The sequence below is a fragment of the Roseobacter sp. CCS2 genome, assembly GCF_000169435.1.
Lineage (GTDB): Bacteria > Pseudomonadota > Alphaproteobacteria > Rhodobacterales > Rhodobacteraceae > Yoonia.
Genome location: NZ_AAYB01000002.1, coordinates 756,041 through 776,394, shown reverse-complemented (window position 1 = coordinate 776,394; position 20,354 = coordinate 756,041). Strand labels below are relative to the sequence as shown.

22 protein-coding genes are annotated in these 20,354 nt (G+C 55.6%); 17 read left to right on the top strand and 5 right to left on the bottom strand.

Annotated elements, in window-relative coordinates; all coding sequences use genetic code 11:
• Nucleotides 1–125 precede the first annotated feature (125 nt).
• The 3 genes from RCCS2_RS10565 (at nt 126) to RCCS2_RS10555 (ending at nt 3,203) form a co-directional block, all read left to right on the top strand.
• Nucleotides 126–812, top strand: coding sequence for a glutathione S-transferase family protein (locus tag RCCS2_RS10565; RefSeq protein WP_008234051.1), 687 nt, complete (start codon nt 126–128; stop codon nt 810–812).
• Nucleotides 812–2,185 (top strand): L-serine ammonia-lyase, encoded by a 1,374-nt coding sequence (locus tag RCCS2_RS10560; RefSeq protein ID WP_008234049.1) that lies wholly within the window; start codon nt 812–814, stop codon nt 2,183–2,185. The genes RCCS2_RS10565 and RCCS2_RS10560 overlap by 1 nt, the downstream gene beginning before the upstream one ends.
• A 106-nt stretch (nt 2,186–2,291) precedes the next feature.
• The gene (locus tag RCCS2_RS10555; protein WP_008234047.1) at nt 2,292–3,203 is read left to right on the top strand and encodes a DMT family transporter; all 912 of its coding nucleotides are present in this window, start codon (nt 2,292–2,294) and stop codon (nt 3,201–3,203) included.
• Here RCCS2_RS10555 and RCCS2_RS10550 read toward each other — a convergent pair.
• Nucleotides 3,145–3,813, bottom strand: coding sequence for a thiamine diphosphokinase (locus RCCS2_RS10550; RefSeq protein WP_156788500.1), 669 nt, complete (start codon nt 3,811–3,813; stop codon nt 3,145–3,147). The two genes, RCCS2_RS10555 and RCCS2_RS10550, sit on opposite strands and share 59 nt — an antisense overlap.
• Before the next feature lie 135 nt (nt 3,814–3,948).
• Here RCCS2_RS10550 and RCCS2_RS17925 point away from each other — a divergent pair, with 135 nt between their 5' ends.
• A complete protein-coding gene (locus RCCS2_RS17925; RefSeq protein ID WP_083791184.1) occupies nt 3,949–5,889 on the top strand; it encodes a hypothetical protein in 1,941 nt (646 codons plus the stop codon).
• A 49-nt stretch (nt 5,890–5,938) separates the two neighbouring features.
• On the opposite strand, the gene RCCS2_RS10540 is transcribed toward RCCS2_RS17925, so the two are convergent.
• Nucleotides 5,939–6,175, bottom strand: coding sequence for a DUF2842 domain-containing protein (locus RCCS2_RS10540; protein ID WP_008234041.1), 237 nt, complete (start codon nt 6,173–6,175; stop codon nt 5,939–5,941).
• 6 nt (nt 6,176–6,181) lie between these two features.
• Nucleotides 6,182–7,477 carry an adenylosuccinate synthase gene (locus RCCS2_RS10535; protein ID WP_008234040.1) on the bottom strand — a complete coding sequence of 432 codons (1,296 nt, stop codon included), beginning with the start codon at nt 7,475–7,477 and terminating at the stop codon, nt 6,182–6,184.
• A gap of 133 nt (nt 7,478–7,610) precedes the next feature.
• Between RCCS2_RS10535 and RCCS2_RS10530 the strand changes: the two genes are divergently transcribed.
• The 3 genes from RCCS2_RS10530 to RCCS2_RS10520 all read left to right on the top strand — a co-directional run bounded on the left by RCCS2_RS10530 (nt 7,611) and on the right by RCCS2_RS10520 (nt 10,242).
• Nucleotides 7,611–8,006 (top strand): DUF6524 family protein, encoded by a 396-nt coding sequence (locus RCCS2_RS10530; RefSeq protein WP_008234039.1) that lies wholly within the window; start codon nt 7,611–7,613, stop codon nt 8,004–8,006.
• Nucleotides 8,007–8,082: 76 nt separating this feature from the next.
• Complete coding sequence (secG, locus tag RCCS2_RS10525; RefSeq protein ID WP_008234038.1) at nt 8,083–8,439, top strand: preprotein translocase subunit SecG; 357 nt, start codon at nt 8,083–8,085, stop codon at nt 8,437–8,439.
• Between the two features lie 159 nt (nt 8,440–8,598).
• The gene (locus RCCS2_RS10520; RefSeq protein ID WP_008234037.1) at nt 8,599–10,242 is read left to right on the top strand and encodes a CTP synthase; all 1,644 of its coding nucleotides are present in this window, start codon (nt 8,599–8,601) and stop codon (nt 10,240–10,242) included.
• Nucleotides 10,243–10,252: 10 nt separating this feature from the next.
• Here the strand turns inward: RCCS2_RS10520 and RCCS2_RS10515 are convergent, their stop codons facing one another.
• Nucleotides 10,253–11,005 (bottom strand): MipA/OmpV family protein, encoded by a 753-nt coding sequence (locus tag RCCS2_RS10515; protein ID WP_037293860.1) that lies wholly within the window; start codon nt 11,003–11,005, stop codon nt 10,253–10,255.
• A gap of 123 nt (nt 11,006–11,128) precedes the next feature.
• On the opposite strand from RCCS2_RS10515, the gene RCCS2_RS10510 reads away from it, so the two are divergent.
• The 10 genes from RCCS2_RS10510 (at nt 11,129) to RCCS2_RS10460 (ending at nt 19,639) form a co-directional block, all read left to right on the top strand.
• Nucleotides 11,129–11,920 carry a 23S rRNA (adenine(2030)-N(6))-methyltransferase RlmJ gene (locus RCCS2_RS10510; protein ID WP_008234035.1) on the top strand — a complete coding sequence of 264 codons (792 nt, stop codon included), beginning with the start codon at nt 11,129–11,131 and terminating at the stop codon, nt 11,918–11,920.
• A gap of 5 nt (nt 11,921–11,925) precedes the next feature.
• Nucleotides 11,926–12,363: a TerB family tellurite resistance protein gene (locus RCCS2_RS10505; RefSeq protein WP_008234033.1), complete on the top strand. Its 438-nt coding sequence runs from the start codon at nt 11,926–11,928 to the stop codon at nt 12,361–12,363.
• Nucleotides 12,360–13,118, top strand: coding sequence for a phosphate/phosphite/phosphonate ABC transporter substrate-binding protein (locus RCCS2_RS10500; RefSeq protein ID WP_008234031.1), 759 nt, complete (start codon nt 12,360–12,362; stop codon nt 13,116–13,118). Before RCCS2_RS10505 ends, RCCS2_RS10500 begins: the two co-directional genes overlap by 4 nt.
• Nucleotides 13,119–13,202: 84 nt before the next feature.
• Nucleotides 13,203–13,976: an ABC transporter ATP-binding protein gene (locus RCCS2_RS10495; RefSeq protein WP_008234030.1), complete on the top strand. Its 774-nt coding sequence runs from the start codon at nt 13,203–13,205 to the stop codon at nt 13,974–13,976.
• A 24-nt stretch (nt 13,977–14,000) separates the two neighbouring features.
• A complete protein-coding gene (locus RCCS2_RS10490; protein WP_008234027.1) occupies nt 14,001–14,723 on the top strand; it encodes a transporter substrate-binding domain-containing protein in 723 nt (240 codons plus the stop codon).
• Nucleotides 14,724–15,197: 474 nt separating this feature from the next.
• The gene (locus tag RCCS2_RS10480) at nt 15,198–16,082 is read left to right on the top strand and encodes an ABC transporter permease (RefSeq protein ID WP_008234023.1); all 885 of its coding nucleotides are present in this window, start codon (nt 15,198–15,200) and stop codon (nt 16,080–16,082) included.
• Nucleotides 16,079–16,885, top strand: coding sequence for an ABC transporter permease (locus RCCS2_RS10475; protein WP_008234022.1), 807 nt, complete (start codon nt 16,079–16,081; stop codon nt 16,883–16,885). The genes RCCS2_RS10480 and RCCS2_RS10475 overlap by 4 nt, the downstream gene beginning before the upstream one ends.
• Complete coding sequence (locus RCCS2_RS10470) at nt 16,882–18,213, top strand: glutamine synthetase family protein (protein ID WP_008234020.1); 1,332 nt, start codon at nt 16,882–16,884, stop codon at nt 18,211–18,213. The genes RCCS2_RS10475 and RCCS2_RS10470 overlap by 4 nt, the downstream gene beginning before the upstream one ends.
• A gap of 66 nt (nt 18,214–18,279) precedes the next feature.
• On the top strand, nt 18,280–18,963 hold the full coding sequence (locus RCCS2_RS10465) for a type 1 glutamine amidotransferase (RefSeq protein ID WP_008234018.1): 684 nt from the start codon (nt 18,280–18,282) through the stop codon (nt 18,961–18,963).
• Between the two features lie 133 nt (nt 18,964–19,096).
• Nucleotides 19,097–19,639 carry a GrpB family protein gene (locus tag RCCS2_RS10460; RefSeq protein WP_037293859.1) on the top strand — a complete coding sequence of 181 codons (543 nt, stop codon included), beginning with the start codon at nt 19,097–19,099 and terminating at the stop codon, nt 19,637–19,639.
• 23 nt (nt 19,640–19,662) lie between these two features.
• Here the strand turns inward: RCCS2_RS10460 and phaR are convergent, their stop codons facing one another.
• A complete protein-coding gene (gene phaR, locus RCCS2_RS10455) occupies nt 19,663–20,211 on the bottom strand; it encodes a polyhydroxyalkanoate synthesis repressor PhaR (RefSeq protein ID WP_008234013.1) in 549 nt (182 codons plus the stop codon).
• Between the last annotated feature and the right edge of the window lie 143 nt (nt 20,212–20,354).

The following is a 20,354-nucleotide window of genomic DNA, read 5'->3' as shown; positions in this document are numbered from 1 at the left end:
AGATTGACGCAGGGTGCGAGACCTCAATTCAGGATCGGACCCCCGCAATTGATCAGGCGCGTTTTTCGAATTGAATGGTCGCATTTAGCAAGCAGGTCATGCGCCTGATGCGCTAGGTATCGGCCATGACCAAAGACTTGCGCCTTTACTATGCCCCGGACAACGCATCGCTGTGCGTGCGGCTGGCATTAGAAGAGTTAGGCTTGCCCTATGACACCACCCTTGTGGACCGGTCGGTCAAAGCACAAAAATCAGACGCCTATCTGGCGCTGAACCCCAATGGCTTGATCCCGGTTCTGGACACGCCACACGGCCCGCTTTTTGAAACTGCGGCAATCCTACTGTGGTTGGCGGAAACGCAGGGCCGGTTGATGCCACAGATTGGGACGCCTGCCCGCATGCATGCGGTGCAATGGATGGTTTGGCTGGCCAATACGCTGCATCCCAGCCTGCAGATAATGTTTTATCCCGCCCAATACGCCGATGGTGATCCCGATCCAACGCACCATATGGCCACGCGCAGGGTGACGGCGCATCTGGATGTCCTGTCTGCGGCACAAACGGCAGACTGGTTAGATAGCGGCGAACCCAGTGTTCACGCCTGCTATCTGGCCCCGATGCTGCGGTGGGCCGCCCTTTATGGCGGCGGCGATCAATGGTTTGATTTGACTCGCTGGCCCCGTCTGCATGAATTTGCAAAACGCTTTGAAGCGCGCGACAGTGCCTGCAAGGCCGCCTCTGCGGAAGGGTTAGGCGAGACGCCGTTTTCAAACCCCTCTGCCTGTCACCCACCCGAAGGATCAGCGCTTTAATGTTTCTCTCTGTCTTCGATATGTTCAAGGTGGGCGTTGGCCCGTCATCGTCGCACACCATTGGCCCGATGGTGGCTGCCGCCCGGTTTCTGGACCACTTGCGCGCACAACCCTTTGCGGTTGCAGGCGTACAGGCATCGCTGCATGGCAGTCTTGCCTTTACAGGCGTGGGCCACGCCACAGATCGCGCGGTTATTCTGGGTCTCGCGGGGATGCGTGCGGATGACTATGACGCCGAAAAAGCTGAGGCCGAGATGGCGCGCATCGCAGACGAGCATAATGTTGCGCCCAATGGTCTGGGCAAGCTGAAGTTTCACCCCAAAGATGACCTGATCTTTGACTATGGCCCCGCCCTGCCCGGCCATGCCAATGGGATGATCCTACGCGGGACAGACGCGCAAGGTGATGTCATCACGCAGGTGACCTATTATTCAATTGGCGGCGGCTTTGTCTTGACCGAAGCGGAACTGGCCGCAGGCAAGGACAGCGACACTGGCGCACCTGTGCCGTTTCCGTTTCATTCCGCCCAAGAGATGCTGGATATGGCCGATATGTCGGGTAAAAGCATTGCCGCGATGAAGCGCACCAATGAGTTGTCACGCATGCCCGGTGCTGATCTGGACAACGGGCTGGCCCGGATCTGGGAGGTGATGAACAATTGCATTGATCGGGGGTTGGCAACAGACGGGATTTTGCCCGGCGGCCTGCATGTCCGCCGCCGCGCCAAGGGAATCTATGATGCGTTGCAGGCCGAGCGGGGCATGAACCTGACGGCCCCCCATACGATCAACGACTTTATGTCGACCTATGCGATGGCAGTGAACGAAGAGAACGCCGCAGGTGGTCAGGTTGTGACCGCCCCCACGAATGGGGCTGCGGGCGTAATTCCCGCAACAATTCGCTATTGGCTGGATCACGTGCCCGGGGCGACCGCGACCCGCGTGCCGGAATTTCTGCTGACGGCTGCCGCGATTGGCGGGTTGATCAAATATAACGCCTCAATCTCTGGCGCTGAATGTGGCTGTCAGGCCGAGGTTGGCAGTGCCGCTGCGATGGCCGCAGCCGGCCTTGCGGCCGTTCTTGGCGGGACGCCGGAACAAATTGAAAATGCAGCGGAAATCGCGCTGGAGCATCATTTAGGCATGACCTGTGATCCGGTGAAAGGATTGGTGCAGGTGCCGTGTATTGAACGTAATGGCTTGGGGGCGATCAAGGCAGTGTCAGCCGCGTCGCTGGCATTACGCGGCGATGGGGTGCATCTGGTATCGCTTGATGTGGCGATTGAGACGATGCGCCAGACTGGTGTGGATATGAGCGAGAAGTACAAAGAGACCGCCTTGGGTGGCCTGGCAGTGAATGTGCCCAATTGCTAGATCAAACCTGTGCCCGATTTGATGCCGCCTGCCGGAATTTTCCGGTCAAGATGAGACATGTTTGGCAGTGATTGCCGCCTGCGTCCCGTGCGCTTAAGGTAACATCATGACAACGGATCGTCCCTTTCTTGGTGTGATGCTGATGCTGGCCTTTTGCGTGCTGGCCCCGTTGGGTGACAGCATTGCAAAATTACTGGGCGGTGTGGTGGCCTTGAGCGTGTTAATCTTTGTGCGCTTTGGTGTGCAGGCGGTGATCTTGCTGCCACTTGTGGCCTTGAGCGGTGCAGGGTTTCGTTTGCCCCCCGGTGTTCTGGCATGGACGCTTGTGCGGACCGTTTTGCATATTCTGGGGATCGGGTTGATGTTCAGTGCCTTGCGGTATCTGCCGCTAGCCGATGCGCTGGCGATTGCCTTTGTGATGCCGTTTATCATGCTGCTTCTGAGCCATTTCGCGATGGGAGAGCATGTGGGCATGCACCGTATGGTGGCGTGCACCGTTGGATTTATTGGCACGCTTTTGGTTATTCAGCCGAATTTCGTAGAGGTCGGTTATCCCGCCTTGCTGCCCCTTGGCGTGGCGGTGGTTTTTGCGCTGTTCATGATGGTCACGCGCAAGGTGGCCCGCGCGCTGGATCCGATCAAACTGCAAGCGATCAGTGGGGTGCAGGCGACTGTGATGCTGGTCGCTGTCATCGCGCTGCTGCCGACGACCTTTGGCACCGTGTCGTTTCAATTTGATGCATGGACCTGGGGGCTGTTGGGTGCCCTTGGGGTGATTGGTACGTTTGCGCATCTGTTTATGACATGGAGTCTGCGGTTCGCCCCTGCGTCCACACTCGCCCCGATGCAATACCTGGAAATTCCGTTTGGTACGGCGATTGGCTGGTTGATTTTTGCGGATTTACCCAATGGGCTGGCTGCCGTGGGTATCTGCATCACGGTGGGTGCCGGTCTTTACATTATTTTGCGCGAACGGCGGCTTGCAAGGCTGTCTGCAAATGCGCCCGCGGCAGTGTAATCAGCACCGGGCCATCTGTTTCCATCGTGACCGGACCGCCGGATGCCGCGTTTGAGGGGCTGGTAAAGCTGTCCGGTGTCATGCGCTGTGCATCAAAGGGCCATTGCACCCCGGCCACCGTGACCGTTGCCGTGCCCACAGGCATGATTGAGATGCGGGTGTCTTTGTCTGCCTGAAAGGTTGTGCGTCCCAAGGGCGCAATAAAACTGACATCTTCGGCGTCCAGCAAGATCACCGCCTTTTGCACATGCCGGGCCATGACGTTCAGCACCGAAAGCGTGTGATCAAGCCGCCCGCCCGTAAACCCAAGCCCAAGCATGCACGGCGCTTGCACGCGGATCAGCGCCTTTTCAAAATCTGTCGTCGATTGTTCCGCAACTTTGTGCAAACAGGCGCCAAATGTGGCACGGGCCTGATCCGACAGACTGTCAAGATCGCCAATAACTGCGGCGGGTGTCACATGGCCCGCCAAAAGATGATCCGCACCACCATCAACGCCAATAAAGGCGCTTACATGGGATAAAACCGCCGAAATCGCCCCTTCTTCAATCGGGGCTCCCCCCACAAGGCAGACTGTTTTATCACTTGAAACAATGATCTTATTTGGCAATGATTGCACCTCTATTCACAAACATTCCCCAAAAGGGTCACATTATGATCCTCAATGGAACGTCTTGTTGTTTTCAGTTAAGAACCAATGTGTGTCCAGCGCCAGCTGCTGATCAATGAAAGAAAGCGTTTATTCATGGATGAAAATAATCAAGTGCTTGATGTGACCTATGGCAACTTCTCTTGCCGGCTGGAAGGTTTTGACGATTCTGTCGAAACCATGAAGGTGGTCGTGTCATTCTTTCATGATTTGGCCGGGCATGACCGGTTCATGGATACTGAGCCACTTGCCCCTGATATGGATACGTTGGCACGCCTGGCAGAAGAACACACCGGACAGCCCGTCGAAGTCGAAGGGTATGACAATAAAGTCAGCCTGCGTGCGCAGCCCAGTGTGATACTGGATAACGTCGCAGAGCATGACACCGATGAAGACATGGCGGGCGATGTGTTGGCTGAAGAACCAGTCATCCAAGAGCCCGAGGAAGAAATCGAAGCAGAAGATGTTGCCGATGATCTGTCCAGTGTCGCCGACAAGTTGCAGCGTATGCGCGCCGCAGCCGCGCGCAAGACGCCCACGGCCAGCGATGATTACTCTGAAGATTTAAGCGAAGTTGCTGCAGTGCCGGCCGCGAACCCGCTCTCACAGCGTCTCAGCGAATTGGTGCAGCGCACAACGCAGGCTGAAGAAGAAACAGAACAAGTCGCGGCTACAATCGAAGATACCGCCGCCGCTGAGGATGACTTGAGCGACGATGATACGGTCGCACAGGCGCAGGTTTCCAAAGACGATACAACACATGGCGATGAGATGAATGTGTTTAGCGATCTGGGCGCTGACACAACAGAAGAGCCCGCCTCTGAAGATACGTTCCTATTGAATGATCCCATCGAAGAATCTGCCGATGACGTCGAAGAAATACAGGTCGCTGCCGCTGAGGCAACGACATCCGAGGACGAAATCAGTGACGAGATGCCGGACGATAAAGTTACGGCAACCCTATCCGACGACGATATGATCTTTGTAGACGACGCGTCAGAAGACACAGTGGATGATGAACTGTACGCCGACGACGACGCACCACATCACGATGCATTCGCCGCCATGGATGGCGCAGTGGGCACGGAAGACGATGTAGCGCCAGAAGCAGAAATCTATGATGCTGACGAAGGTGCTGATGATGTCGCAGATGCCGCTCAGACGGACGAGGCACCTTTGGTTCTGACATCTGCGGATGAAGCCAGCGACGCAGAGCCGCAAGAAGACCACGACGATTACAACGATGATGATGAATTCGATCTTGAAGCAGAAGTTGCCAAGGTCGAGGCCGAAATTGCGGCACGTCAGGGGACTGATCTGGCAAGCCGCGGCCTGCCCCGCCACGTTGAAGATGCCATGAGCCGGATCATGTCGCAGACCGATCAGCACCTTAATCAACCTGAAAACCGCCGTCACCGCGATGCCTTTGCACAGCTAAAGGCCGCCGTTGCCGCAACCGAAGCTGCACGCCAGCTAGGCGACAAGGGCACTGACAAGCGCGACCCTGATGAGGTTTATAAAGATGATCTTGGTGCGCACGGTGATAAAGATAAAGGTGAACGGAACCTCTCGACACCATTGAAGCTGGTCAAGTCGCAGGAAATACAACCTGCCGAAGAAACATCGCAGACAGATGCTGCAGCGTCGGACACCGCAACGCCTGTAGAAACGGATCAGACAGCGCCTGCATCGGCGCGGCTGCGTCAAATTGCGACGATGAAAGAAGCAGAAGTCACCGAAGACGGCGATGATTTCGCAGCCTTTGTCGCCTCTCACGGGGCGACCGATTTAGCAGACCAATTGGAAGCTGCTGGTGCCTATATCTGTTTTGTTGAAGGGGATGCTGACTTTTCCCGCCCGCAAGTGATGAAGCTGGTGCAGTCCGCATCAAGCGCTGAGATTTCACGCGAAGATGGTTTGCGCAGCTTTGGCCGCTTGTTGCGTCAGGCGCGCTTGATCAAGCTTGCCAATGGTCGTTTTCAGGTGGCGGACAACACGCAATTCCGGCCGGATGACAGCCAGGCTGCGCAGGGCTGATCAAACCCGAAACGCACGAATAAATCAGGCGGGGTATTCCCCGCCTTTTTCATTGTTGTTGTGGTGGTTCATCGGGGTCAGGTTGCCCGATACCCTTAAAGACCCACTTAAGCGGAAAAGCCCAGCCGATGCCCAAAGCCACGTAGATGAAAAATTCAACCACAAGCGGGAAACGTACCTCTTGTGTCATCATGTAGCTCATGATTGTGGCCGCCACGATGATGTAGATGGGTAACCCAACCACCAAAACAAAAAGTGCCAGTTTTTTGCGTGCTTTATAGGTCATCTATCCTCAATCCGCGAAGGGGTCTGTCACCAGAATGGTGTCATCTCTTTCAGGTGAGGTGGAAACTAGGGCGACGGGGCATTGGATCAACTCTTCGATCCGGCGCACGTATTTGATCGCTTGCGCCGGCAGATCCGCCCAAGATCGCGCGCCTTCGGTGGATTGCGCCCAGCCTTCGATTTCTTCGTAAACCGGCTTGCAACGCGCCTGTTGGTCAGCCGCAGTTGGCAAATAATCAAGGGTTTCCCCATCAAGATCATACCCAACACAAATCTTGAGCGTCTCAAATCCATCCAGAACATCCAGCTTGGTCAATGAGATACCGGTCACACCTGATGTCGCACACGTTTGCCGCACCAGTGCCGCATCAAACCAACCACACCGACGCTTGCGCCCTGTAACTGTACCAAATTCATGCCCTCTGGTGCCAAGACGGTGACCGTCTTCATCGTTCAATTCGGTTGGAAACGGCCCTTCGCCCACACGCGTTGTATAGGCTTTGACGATGCCCAGCACATAGTCGATGGCGTTTGGACCAACACCAACACCAGTCGCCGCTTGGCCAGCGATCACGTTAGAGGAGGTGACGAACGGGTATGTGCCAAAGTCGATATCAAGCAGCGCACCTTGTGCACCTTCAAAAAGGATGCGCTTGCCTGCCTTGCGCTTTTCATTCAGCACTTTCCAGACAGGGGCCGCGTAGGGCAAAATTTCGGCGGCGATCTCTTTAAGTTGCGCAACCAATGCGTCACGATCAACCGGTTCAATGCCAAGCCCTTTGCGTAAGGGATCATGGTGCTGCAAGGCACGATCAACGCGGGCTTCCAATGTGGCCTCATCCGCCAGATCCGCCACACGCACCGACCGACGCCCTACCTTATCTTCATAAGCCGGACCAATGCCGCGACCTGTTGTACCGATCTTGGTGCCCTTGCTGGCCGCCTCTTCGCGGGCGCGGTCCAATTCACCATGGATCGGCAGGATCAACGGTGTGTTTTCAGCAATCATCAGCGTGCTTGGATCAATCACAACACCCTGCTTGCGGATCGACGCGATTTCGTTGATCAGATGCCAAGGGTCCAGCACAACACCATTGCCGATAATCGAAAGCTTGCCACCGCGCACCACGCCAGAGGGCAGCGCGTTCAGCTTAAAAACCTCACCATCAATCACCAGCGTATGGCCTGCATTATGCCCGCCTTGGAAGCGTGCGATCACATCGGCCCGTTCAGAAAGCCAGTCAACGATCTTGCCTTTGCCTTCATCGCCCCACTGGGCACCGACGACCACAACATTTGCCATAAGATTCTTTTCCCTCAAAGATTGCGTGCCCCCTATATCGGCAGGGGTGCCCTTGGGAAACCGCAAAATGGCCGACTGGACAGCACGCCCATGACACCGCATTGTCTGCGCACAAAAAGAAGTGAGGCATATCATGGGTTTCGTTATTCGCTGGATCTTTGCATTCGTGCTGCTGACAGCGACTTATAATCCGACTGAATGGAATTATGTGCGCTGGAGCATGGCAAACTATGAAACCAGCCTGTCGCTCACGGTGCTCTTCGGACTTGTCTTGTTGATCGGCTACATCATCTATTTGCGCGCTACGCTGCGATCCATCGGCATTTTTGGCATGATCCTGATACTGGCGGTTGTCGGGACAATTCTATGGGTGCTGTTTGATCAGGGCGTGATGAGTTTTGAGGACCCGTCGATCAACACATGGATCGGTATCTTCGCGCTATCGCTCGTTTTGGCGATTGGTTTGTCTTGGTCCATTGTCCGCCGCAAGCTGACTGGCCAAGCGGATATGGATGATGTTGACGAATAAGCTTGGTTCAGGGGTTGCGGGAAAGCCTCGCAGCTTTTAGATACCGCGTGTTCGCGAACGCCCTGAAAGGCCTGAAATGGAAAACGTCGTCCTTATCATTCACCTGATCCTCGCGCTTGCGCTGATCGGCACCGTGCTTTTGCAACGGTCCGAGGGTGGTGGTCTTGGCATGGGCGGTGGTGGTGGCGGCGCGACCGGCTCGCGCCCTGCGGCAACCGCGATGAGCAAGTTTACATGGGCCTTGGCCGCAGCATTTATCTGTACGTCGATTTCCCTAACACTAATCGCGGCCAGCAACACGGCTGGTTCGTCTGTCGTGGACCAGTTGGGAATTGACCCCGGCAGTGATGCCCCTTTGCTTCCTGACTTTGGCGACAGCTTGCTGCCCCCGTCGTTGGATGGCGATGATCCTCTGGTTCCTGCCAGCGAATAACCACTAGCGGTTGCCCCGCTGCGACGCTGGGCAACATGATGTTGGGTCGGTGGTTGCCAATCGCGCCCGAATCCACTACACGTCAAATCCCGTGATGATGCGTATTCTCAGATGCGCTTTCCCACAGATTTTGGATGTTTTCACGGGGGTCTCCTGCCAATGGCGCGTTTCATTTTTATTACCGGCGGCGTTGTGTCCTCTCTTGGAAAGGGCCTTGCATCGGCCGCTTTGGGTGCATTGCTGCAAGCCCGCGGCTATTCCGTGCGCCTGCGCAAATTGGATCCTTATCTAAACGTCGATCCCGGTACGATGTCGCCATTTGAACATGGTGAGGTATTTGTCACCGATGACGGCGCCGAAACGGATTTGGACCTTGGCCATTATGAACGTTTCACCGGGGTCCCTGCCCGCAACACGGATTCGGTCAGTTCTGGCCGTATTTATTCGACCGTCTTGGAAAAAGAGCGCCGCGGCGATTATCTGGGCAAGACCATTCAAGTCGTCCCGCACGTGACCAACCAGATCAAAGAATTTCTGGCCATCGGCGAAGACGAAGTTGATTTTATGCTGTGTGAAATCGGCGGCACCGTGGGCGACATCGAAGGCCTGCCTTTCTTCGAAGCAATCCGCCAGTTCGCCCATGATAAACCGCGCGGGCAGTGCATCTTCATGCATCTGACGTTGCTGCCCTATCTGGCGGCCTCGGGTGAGTTGAAGACGAAGCCAACCCAGCACTCGGTCAAGGAATTGCAATCCATTGGTATCGCCCCTGATATTCTGGTTTGCCGGTCCGAACATCCGATCCCCGAAAAAGAGCGTGAAAAGATCGCGTTGTTCTGCAACGTGCGCAAACAGTGTGTCGTGGCGGCCTATGATCTGAAATCCATCTATGAAGCACCGCTGGCCTATCACGAACAGGGCCTTGATCAGGCCGTATTGGATGCCTTTGGCATTTCCCCCGCCCCACAGCCCAAGCTGGATGTCTGGCACGATGTCTACGACCGCATCCACAACCCCGAAGGCAAAGTGAAGATCGCCATCGTCGGTAAATATACCCAGCTAGAGGATGCCTATAAATCAATCGCAGAGGCGCTGACACACGGCGGTATGGCCAACCGTGTGAAGGTCAAGATCGAATGGGTCGATGCAGAGCTGTTCGATAATGATGACGCAACGCCTTACTTGCAGGGTTTTCATGCAATTCTGGTGCCCGGTGGCTTTGGCGAACGCGGCACCGAAGGCAAGATCAAAGCGGCCCAATTCGCCCGCGAAAAGAAAATCCCCTATCTTGGCATCTGCCTTGGCATGCAAATGGCCGTGATCGAGGCCGCACGGAACGTAGCGGGAATGGCCAAGGCGGGGTCTGAGGAGTTTGACCACGAAGCTGGTAAAAAGCGGTTTGAGCCTGTGGTTTATCACCTCAAGGAATGGGTGCAGGGCAATCACAAGGTCGCGCGCAAGGCCGATGACGATAAAGGCGGCACCATGCGCCTTGGTGCCTACGACGCAACGCTGATCGAAGGATCAAAAGTCGCCGAGGTTTATGGCGGCACGGCAATCGAAGAACGTCACCGCCACCGTTATGAGGTGGATATCAAATATCGTGATACGCTTGAAAAAGCAGGGCTTAAGTTCTCTGGTATGTCACCCGACGGCAAGCTACCCGAGATTGTGGAATGGACAGATCATCCATGGTTTATTGGGGTGCAGTTCCATCCAGAACTAAAGTCCAAGCCATTTGCGCCCCATCCATTGTTCGCTGATTTTGTGCGGGCCGCGGTAGACATGTCGCGTTTGGTATGATGGTCAGCCGCTAGAATCCGAACGTGATCCGCCGTGTCAAAACGATACTGGCACTGATCTGATCATCTGATTGTGTGATAGGGCTGTCAGCGGCGTCTTCCAGCAGCTGTTCGTATTCCACGGTGCCAACCACTTCCCAATCGTTGTTGATTGCATAAGTTGCTTCGGCTTTTGCGCCCGCGCTCATCAGACCGCCGCCCGCATCGAACGCATCAAACCTACTGGCGGCACCTTCTGTAGCTGAGACGCCAAAATAGGTTTGCGCATAATCATCATCACCCAGCAAGATACGCGGACCTGCCTTGAACGTCAGTTGGTCGCTGGGGCGGTACAGGATGTCAGAGCCAAGTTCGGCTACAAAAGCCTCGTGTCCAAAGGCACCATAGCGCAATTTGGCAAAAACTTCGTAGTCCGGCGTGCGGAAAGCCAAGCCACCGCCGACCTCTAGGGTGGGATCAATGTCGTCCAAACCGCTGAGTTCATCAAAATCATCCGCATCGCGCGCGCCGACAAAGCGCACCGAAGGCGCAAATCGCAGTCCGGTCGCGCGATCACCGCGGTCCCGTGAAATATCGCCAAACTGAAAACGCTCAAGGCGGAATTTCACGCCGACACCGGGATCAAAATCTTCGTCGCCAAAGTATCCCGGCTTTAACGCGGGCCCGACACCAAAGCGGAATTCAATGCCATTGGCCTGCTCTTGCGCCGTCGCCACCAAAGGCGATGTGATCAACAAAGCAGAGAGGATGGCGCGGTGTAGCATGTCTTGGTCCTTTTCAACGTCTTGATGAGGATAGCGCACCCAAGGGGCCAAGCAACCCTTGGGACCAATAGACAGCGCCGTCCTGCTGCTCTAAGCCCATTCTTGAGGATCAAAGGAGCTGGCATGCTATCTTATCAACATATTTACCATGCCGGAAATTTGGCTGATGTGCACAAGCATAGTTTGCTGGCGTGGGCGTTGGCTTACATGACCCGCAAAGATAAACCTCTGTCCTATCTGGAAACCCACGCAGGTCGCGGGCTTTATGATTTGCAAGATGACGCTGCACGTAAAACCGGCGAAGCTGCCAAAGGGATTGCCTTGGCGCAGGATTGGTTTGCCGCAGATCACCCCTATGCGCAGGTCTTGCACCGTATCCGGTCCAAACATGGGGCCGATGCCTACCCCGGATCGCCCTTGATTGCCGCCGAAAGCCTGCGTCCTGTCGATACAATTCACCTGTCCGAATTGCACCCGCAAGAATTTGCGGCCCTGCAAGAAAATATGACCCCCTATGGCGGTATCTTTCGTCAAAAGGACGGGTGGGAAATGGCGATGTCGCTTTGCCCGCCGGACCCCCGCCGTGGTTTGCTGCTGATTGATCCATCCTTTGAGGTGAAATCGGATTACGACACGATCCCTGACACGATCGCCAAGTTGCACCGCAAATGGGGCGTCGGGGTGATCATGCTGTGGTATCCGATACTTACCGACGGGCCGCATAAACCGATGATTAGGGCGTTACAGGCCGCAATCCCTGACGCCATAACCCATGAGGTCAGCTTTCCCCCGGCCCGCCCCGGGCACCGTATGATTGGTTCGGGCCTTTTCGTCGTGAATGCCCCTTACGGTTTTGCGCAAGAAGGTGCGCGACTGACTGCCCTCTTTCAAGATAGGCTGTCTCGTCCTATGTAAGACACATGTTTCAAGATTTACTCCGGCGTCTGACCGCCCCCGACCCTTCACAATTGCCCGAAATCGACTGCCGTCTGGCGCTGGGTGCCTTACTGGTGCGGATCGCCCGCACGGACGGCGATTATGCCGATGTCGAAGTCGCGCAAATCGACAAGGCACTGATGGCACGCTACAGCATGTCCCCGTTTGAGGCCGCAGCTTTGCGCAAAGAATGCGAAGTGCTTGAGGCCGAAGCCCCTGACACCGTGCGCTTTACCCGCGCGATCAAAGACGCCGTATCCTACGATGATCGCCTTGGCGTGATCGAGGCGCTGTGGTCCGTCGTTATGGCCGATGGTGTGCGTGACGACGAAGAAGACAGTATGATGCGCATGACCGCATCATTGCTGGGTGTGACGGATCAGGACAGCCACCGCGCGCGCCTGAAAGTCAGCGCTGGATGATTGCAAGTCTGCCGATGTATGCGCGCCCGTCCAACCGGGCGGCGCATGATGCTTTGTGGGCGCTGATCCGGGATGGCTTACGGCACCGCGGGATCGCAGCACCTGATCAGTTGGACCAAGATACCGACCATATGGAGGGTTGGGCGCGTGACGATCTGGTCTTGGGCCAAATCTGCAATTTGCCGTATCGCGCGCTTTTCAAAGACAAAGTCACCTTCATCGGTGCGGCAGATTACGAACTGGATGGTTGCCCGCCCGGATACTACCGCAGCGTCTTTGTTGTTCGAAAAGACAGCACCGCCACAACACCAAAAGACATGGCCATACAGCGATTTGCGTTGAACGAACCGCTGTCGCAATCAGGCTATGGTGCCCCACAGCTTTGGGCGCAGGCGCGTGGGTTTCAGTTTCAAGACATTCCCAAAACGAGCAGTCACCGGGGCAGTATCGCCGCTGTCGCGGAGGGCCGTGCTGATATTGCGGCAATTGACGCCCATACGTGGTGGATCGAACAGGCAGAGAACCCGCAGACCCATCAACTCAAAGTGATCGGTCACACGGATGCGACCCCCGGCATGAGCTTTATTACCCGCAAGGGCCAAAACCCAGCACTCTATTTCGATGCAATCGCAGCAGCTATTGCCGCCCTGTCACTGGACGCCTCGGCCATCCTTGGCCTCAAAGGCATCATTGCATTGCCCCAAACCGCCTATGATCTGCCATTTCCGCCAAAGCAGGCAGCAATCCCCGTTTAACGCAGGGTCAACACATCACTTGCCGTTGCAAACCTGCGCAAAATCGGCACAACTTGGCGCCGGAACTATGAAAAGCTGCCAAACGTGACAAACGCCGCCCCTGTTATCGAAATTCGTGACCTGCACAAAGCCTATGGCGATCTTGAGGTGCTCAAGGGCGTCGATATCGTGGCCCCTGCGGGCCATGTTGTGTCGCTGATCGGGTCATCAGGATCGGGCAAATCGACGCTTTTGCGCTGTGCCAATCTGCTGGAAGACAGCCAGCAAGGTGACGTCCTGTTCTGCGGTGAACCGGTCAGTTGGAAGGGGATGGGCGCCAATCGTCATCCTAGCGATCACGCCCAGATGATCCGCATCCGCACAAACTTGTCGATGGTGTTTCAGCAGTTCAACCTTTGGGCGCATATGACGATTTTGCAAAACGTCATGGAAGCCCCCGTTACCGTGTTGAAACGCGACAAGGCCGAGGTTGAGGCCGCGGCGCGTGAATACCTTGCCAAAGTTGGCATCGGTGACAAATGCGATGTCTACCCCGCCCAACTGTCTGGCGGGCAACAACAACGGGCCGCTATTGCGCGCGCCTTATGCATGGAACCCAAAGCGCTGTTGTTTGATGAACCGACAAGCGCTTTGGACCCTGAACTTGAACAGGAAGTTGTGAAGGTGATCAAAGATCTGGCCGCCGAAGGGCGCACTATGATCATCGTCACCCATGACATGCGACTGGCCGCTGATGTCAGCGATCACGTCATCTTTCTGCACCAAGGCAAAGTCGAAGAGGAAGGACCACCATCCGATCTTTTCAATAACCCAAAAACCGAACGGCTGCAGGGCTTCCTGTCAGCCACGGTTTCATAAAAACATCAACTCGGGAGAATACTGATGAAAAATCTTATCCTTACAACCGTGGCACTTGCCGTCGCAGGCTCCATGACATTCGCGGACGGTCACTCTGTTGTCCGTCTGGGCACTGAGGGCGCCTACCCTCCGTTCAACTTCCTGAACGATGACGGCGAAGTCGACGGGTTCGAGCGTGAAGTCGGTGACGAAATTTGCGCGCGCGCCGAACTGACCTGTGAATGGGTCACGAACGATTGGGACAGCATTATCCCGAACCTCGTGTCCGGCAACTACGACGTGATCATCGCAGGCATGTCCATCACGGACGAGCGCGACGAAGTCATCGATTTCTCAGACAATTACACACAACCGGACCCGTCCGCGTATCTGGCGACATCCTCTGACGTTGATCTGGAAAATGCCGTTCTCGCAGCCCAGACTGGCACCATTCAGGCCGCGTTCATTGCCGGCACAGGTGCCACACTGTTGGAATTTGCAACACCTGACGAAACCGTTGCGGCTGTTAAAGCAGGCGAAGCAGACGCCGTTCTGGCCGACAAATCGTTCTTGCAGCCGATTGCGGATTCAGATGGCGAAGTCATGCTGCTAGAGCAAGAAGAGTTGATCGGCGGCGGTGTTGGCCTTGGTGTGCGTGAAAGCGACGGCGAATTGCTGGCGACGCTGGATGCGGCGATCACATCGATGAAAGAAGATGGTTCGCTGAACGAGCTAATCGCAAAATGGGGCGTTGGCGAGCAGTTCTAAGCTGCCAATACCATTGAGATTGAAAGGGCTGCCAGAAATGGCGGCCCTTTTTTATGGGGCTGAAAACCGGTCTGGCCGATAAGGCGCAAGCATAGCGGCATCCGTGTTGTTCAGTCGTCCCGCTATGTCTTTGGCCACAAGTTCTGCAATGATTTGCCCCAATGTGATCCCTGAATGTAGCACGGCGACATAGGCGCCGTTAGCGACGGGTCCAATGATGGGGAAATCGTCCTGCGGCACTGGTCACATCTGTTCCGCCTACGCGGACGATTTGGACGGTATGGCCCGCCTTTGCCAACCGCAGCGCTGTTACAGCCCCGATGATTCCAGCGCCTATGACAATGACTGACTGTACCATTTTTGACATTCCCACCTGAAAACGGGCTGCGTTAACGCCCCGAATGTGACCGCAACGCGTTGACTCGCAACTGCAATTGTTGGACGGATGAGAGGACCAGCGCAACAAGGCGATTGATGTTCAGTTTCTGTACCGACCCGGCGGCATTGGAAGGGTTCCAATGGTTTAGCTGCTACCTGACCACCGGCAAGCATATGTCGATGTATTGGGCGGTAGGGACCGTGCTTTTGTTGCTGTCGATTACCGCCCCAACGGCACTTGCGTTTGGGTTTGCGGGGGCCTCTGCCGCGCGCAGTAATGTGGCCCCACTGCGGTGGATCGGAAAAACCTACATTGCTGTTGTGCGCGGCATTCCTGACATTGCGTTCTTTTTGTTCTTCGTGATCGCATTGGATCAGGCGTTTGAATACATCCGTCATCGGATCAAATGCCCCGACTGGGATGAACCCGTGCGCCAAGGCAACGACTTTATCGTTTGCACGGCGGCCAAGCTGCCCTTGGGCAATGCGCCCCAATGGGTGCATGAAACCTATGGCTTCCTGCTCGCGGTGCTGACCTTTGCGATTGTGTTTGGGGCCTTTGCGGCGAACGTGTTGTTCGGCGCGATGCGTGCTGTGCCAAAAGGTCAGCTCGAAACGGCAGAGGCTTATGGGATGAGCCGCCGCCAGACGTTTTGGCGCGTTCTGGTCCCGCAAATGTGGGTTTATGCCCTGCCCGGCCTGTCGAACCTGTGGATGGTGTTGATCAAAGCGACGCCACTTCTGTTCTTGCTGGGTGTTGAGGATATCGTCTATTGGGCGCGTGAATTGGGCGGGGCCAAGCAACCGCAGTTTACCGACTATCCGCACCCGGACTGGCGCATGTGGTATTTCGCAGCCTTGCTGGTGTTCTACCTGTGCTTCACGAAAGTGTCCGAGGTTGTGCTGGACAAGATCATGGCCAAACTGACCCACGGCCAAGCCACAGCGGCGGGCGAAGCCCAACGAAAGGCCGCAGCGTGAGTTGTTGGGAAACGATTGCGGACTACGCCCTACGCAGCCAAGGGATTGGTGAGCGCTTGCTGCCGCGTACAGACTTTACACTGTGCCAGCAGTTCACGCTGATCGGCTCTGGCATGATCTGGAATATCTATTTTGGGATCGTGGCGCTGTGTTCGGGCTTCTTCCTTGCCACCGCAGTGGCAATGGGTAAGGCGGCGCGCAACCCTTGGGTCCGTAAACCGGCAGAGTGGTTTATTTTTGTGTTCCGCGGCTCGCCTTTGTTTATCCAGTTCTTCTTTGCATATTTCGTCTTCCTCAGCCTCAAGGACGTCAGCAGCTTTTTTGATCCGCTAACCTCCGCTTGGGCTGGCGCCTTGGTCGTGCTGTTTCTGAACACTGCCGCCTATTCGGGCGAGATTTTCTATGGCGCCCTGCAATCCATTCCCAAAGGCGATACCGAAGCGGCAGACGCTTACGGCCTGTCCGGTTGGTCACGCTTTCGGCGGGTGATCTGGCCCACCATGCTGCGGCTGGCGTGGCCCGCCTATACCAATGAAGCGATTTTTCTGTTTCACGCCACAACGCTGGTATTTTTCTCGGGCTTTCCGGCAACGCAGCAACGGGGTGACGCGCTATACTACGCCAACTACTTTGCCGATAAGACATTCAACCCGTTCATCCCCTACCCGATCCTTGCGGGCTATTTCATTGTGCTGACCTTGGTCGTAATCGGTATCTTTGGATTGGTGAACAACCGTCTGAACCGTCATCTGCCACAGGATGCACGGCGAAAAATTAAGGTGAGGCCGCAGATTATTCGATGAGCTGGCTTGATGATCATCCCGAAATTCGCAACCTGCGCTGCGGTGCCGCTGACCTGAACGGGCAAGCGCGGGGCAAACGTGTGCCGCGCCGCTTTGCCGAAAAGCTGGAAAAAGATGGCACGCGCTTTCCGCTATCCGTTCTGAACCTCGATATTTGGGGGGAAGATATCGACGACAGCCCGCTGGTTTTCGAAACGGGTGACGCAGATGGCCTGCTGCTGCCGACCGAGCGTGGCTATGTGCCGATGCCTTGGCTCAGTTCGCCGACGGCCCTGCTTCCGCTGTGGTCGTTCACGGATGACGGCGTGCCCTTCTCTGGCGACCCCCGCCATGCTTTGGCCCGCGTGTTAGAGCAGTATAAAGAACGCGGGCTGACCCCGGTTGCCGCCACCGAGATGGAATTCTATCTGGTCGATGACAGCGGCCGCGAAATCCGCCAGCCAAAGTCGCCGCGATCCGGCAAGCGCCGCGCCGGGGCCGAGATATTGTCGCTGCGCGCCTTGGATACGTTCGATGCGTTTTTCAACGAACTGTATGATGCCTGCGACGCGATGAATATTCCCGCCGAAGCTGCTATTTCTGAAGGTGGCGAAGGTCAGTTTGAAGTGAACCTTGAACATGTACCGGACGCATTGAAGGCCGCCGATGATGCATGGCTTTTCAAAATGCTGGTTCGCGGTCTGGCGCGCAACCACGGGATGGCGGCCAGCTTTATGGCGAAGCCTTATGAGGATTATGCGGGCAATGGGCTGCACACGCATTTTTCGGTCTTGGATGAAGACGGCAACAACGCATTCGCCAATGATACGTTTGAAGGAACGACACTGTTGCAGCACGCGATTGCAGGATGTCTGGCCGGGATCCCTGACCTGGCCCTGATCTTTGCACCACACGGCAACAGTTATGAACGGCTGGTGCCCGGGGCCCATGCGCCGACCAGCATTTGCTGGGCCTATGACAACCGAACCGCATCGGTCCGCGTGCCCGGCGGCAGTTTTGCCGCCAGACGCATTGAGCATCGACTGGCCGGTGGCGATGTGAATCCTTACCTGTTCCTCGCAGCGGTACTGGGGTCCGCTTTGGTTGGCATTGAGGATCGCAAAACACCGCCTTTGCCGATCACAGGCAACGCCTATGATCAAGAACTGCCGCAAGTGCCCAGCACGTGGGAAGACGCAATAGAGGCCTTTGAACAAAGCCATCTGGCGCGCCGCATCTTTGATTCACAACTGGTTGATAATCTGATCCGCACCAAACGACAGGAAATGGCGCATTTTGCAGAGATGACACCGGAAGAACAGATCGACCATTATCTTGATCTTGTTTAGCCTCGGGGCTGGTGGTTTTATCCGTCCGCTTATCTTGATCGTAAATATTCAAAAGTGAGACAGCCCATGAAGATCGGCATCCTACAAACCGGCCACGCGCCCGAGCAGCTTTTGCAGACAACGGGCGATTATGATGTGCTGTTCGAACGGCTTTTGGCGGGTAACGGGTTCAACTTCAGCACATATAACGTGGTGGATATGGAGTTTCCCAAGGATATCAGCACCTGTGACGGTTGGCTGATCACCGGGTCGCGGCATGGTGTCTATGAGGACCACGCTTTCATTCCCCCACTCGAAACATTTATCCGCGATGTCTATGCCGCTGATATTCCGCTGGTTGGGATTTGCTTTGGCCATCAGATCATCGCGCAAGCGCTGGGTGGCACCGTCGTGAAATTCGCCGAAGGCTGGGCTGTTGGTCGCCAAACCTATGCTTGGGAAGGTGAGGAAATGGCGCTGAATGCATGGCATCAGGATCAGGTTGTCGTGCTGCCAAAGGATGCCACGGTCATTGCCAGCAACGCCTTCTGCACCAATGCCGCGCTGATCTATGGCAAACGCGTCTTTAGCACACAGCCACACCCCGAATTTGGCATTGAATATATGAGCAGCCTGGTCACATTCCGGGGCAAGGGGGTGGTGCCTGACGACTTGCTTGCCAAAGCCACTGACAGTCTGGAAGAACCCGTCGACAACGCACGCATCGCTGATCAGATTGCGCGGTTTTTCAAAGAGCGCGTCGTTGTCTAAATCAGATACGCGATAAACCCGCTTTACCGTAACGATCGTTCTGGCGAATTCCCGGAAAGCTGATGTATCGCGTCCGCTCCCCACGAAGGCCCACAGTTTACAGGTCGACGGCGTTCCACGAGTGGCAATCCCCATGCATTTTAGGTCTATGGTTGTTTGTGTCGTTCCTCACAATTCCCGCTGGGCATCGGACTTCGTGATGGAGGCGAAAGCAATTTCGGCATCGCTTGGTAAGAACCAGATTGCAATCCACCACATAGGGAGCACCGCAATCGCGGGTATCCTTGCCAAACCAATTATCGACCTGCTTGGCGTAGTCTCTGATCTTGATTTATTTGATGCCCGGTCAAACATGATACACGCGCTTGGCTATGAGGCTATGGGGTCATATGGCATTGAAGGTAGGCGGTACTTTCGTAAAAGCGATCCTACCGGGCGACGCACCCATCATCTTCATATATTCGCCGAAGGTTCCACTCATATTGAACGGCATCTCGCTTTTCGGGATTACCTCAGATGCCATGAAGAGGTCGCAACTGCATACTCGGCCCTGAAAGCGGCACTTACAGATGTGCAGTCGCCGCATCAGAACAGCTATATAGATGGCAAAGGCCCGTTCATTTCAGCAGTCGAAAAAGATGCCTTAAATTGGTATCGTCACAAGCGGTTAAAGTAACAGGACAATAGCACAAACTCTGCCTATTTACCCATCTTTGACAGCTTTTCCTGTAACGCGGCAAGTTGGTCTTTAATCTCGCCCAGATCGCCGTTTTCTTTGTTTTCGTCAGAATCTGATGCTGTGCCACCGGCCATCATACCGCCGGTCATGGCCTTGAAAAATGCTTCCTGCTGGGCGCGCATCGCGTCGAAACCAGGCATGTTTGCCATTGGGTTGGCTTTGCCCATGTTCTCCATCGCCTTCGACTGGCCCTCGCGCAGCATGTCAAAACTGGCTTGCAGGAACTGCGGCACAACGGATGCAGCCTGGCTGGTATAGCTGCGGACCAGATCGGTCAGTACATCAACAGGCAACACACTTTCGCCGCGGCTTTCGTGTTCTGCGATAATTTGCAACAAATATTGGCGGGTCAGATCATCACCGGATTTCAGGTCAACAATCTGCACCTCGCGGCCTTCACGGATGAAGGTCGCGATATCTTCAAGTGTCACATAATCGCTCGTCTCGGTGTTATAGAGACGGCGGCTCGCGTAGCGCTTGATCAGCAGCGGTTTGTCAGTCTTGGCCACGGGCGTCCCTCCCAAGGATGTTGCGGTGCAGAGAAGCCTATGCCGCGCCTGCTAAAAAAGAAAGCCTTTGCACAAAACAAAAGACGGCCCGCTTGCGCAAACCGTCTTTCAAATCAAACCCTGAGGGAGGTCAGGGCGATTTC